This window comes from Pseudomonas brassicacearum, from assembly GCF_003732265.1.
GTDB lineage: Bacteria > Pseudomonadota > Gammaproteobacteria > Pseudomonadales > Pseudomonadaceae > Aquipseudomonas > Aquipseudomonas brassicacearum_D.
In genome coordinates this window covers 1-740 of record NZ_MOBK01000361.1, presented here as the reverse complement: position 1 = coordinate 740, position 740 = coordinate 1, and the positions used below count along the sequence as shown (strand labels likewise).

The window sequence follows — 740 nt, the reverse complement described above, 5'->3', positions numbered from 1 at the left end:
CGCATCGATGCTCGCCAGCGTGAGCTGATGGAGCAAGAGCGGATGATCAAGGACATGATGGGCTGATCGTTACCCACCGGGACAAAAGCTTCAGGCATAAAAAAACCGCCTCTTTCGAGGCGGTTTCTTTTTTACCCTGCCGCTGGATTATTCAGCCAGTTTGAAGGTGATGAAGCTGGCGCGACCTTGACGCAGAACACGCATCGACACCGAACGATTCTTCGGCAGCGCTTTGGCGATCTCGCCGAACTCCTTGCTGGAGCCGATGGCCTGGTTGTTCAGGTGCGTGATCACGTCACCTGGCTGCAGACCGATCAGGGCCGCAGGACCGTCCTGCACTTCCTTGATCACCACACCACCTTTGAGGTCGTAGGTTTTCTTCTGCTCGGCGGTCAGCTCACCCACGGCAACACCGAGACGGTTGCTGGTGGTTTCAGCGCCGGACTTAGGCAGTGCATCCAGTTCTTTGTCTTCGTCCGGGATGGCGCCAACGGTCAGCTCGACGTTCTTGCGCTTGCCTTCACGAATCACTTCCAGATTGGCTTTGGCGCCAGCTTTCAGTTCCCCGACCAGATGTGGCAGGTCCGCAGACATGACGATCGGCTGGCCGTTCATGCTCAGGATCACGTCGCCGACTTGCAGGCCGCCCTTGGCTGCCGGGCCGTCATCCTGAATCTGGGCAACCAGCGCACCGGCCGGCTTATCCAGACCGAATGACTCGGCGAGATCCTTGTTCACTT

1 protein-coding gene is annotated in these 740 nt (G+C 58.2%); it reads right to left on the bottom strand.

What is annotated here, in order from left to right; all coding sequences use genetic code 11:
* Window positions 1-147: 147 nt before the first annotated feature.
* The coding region (locus tag BK660_RS31720; protein ID WP_123436461.1) for a PDZ domain-containing protein at window positions 148-740 on the bottom strand (593 nt) is incomplete at its 5' end.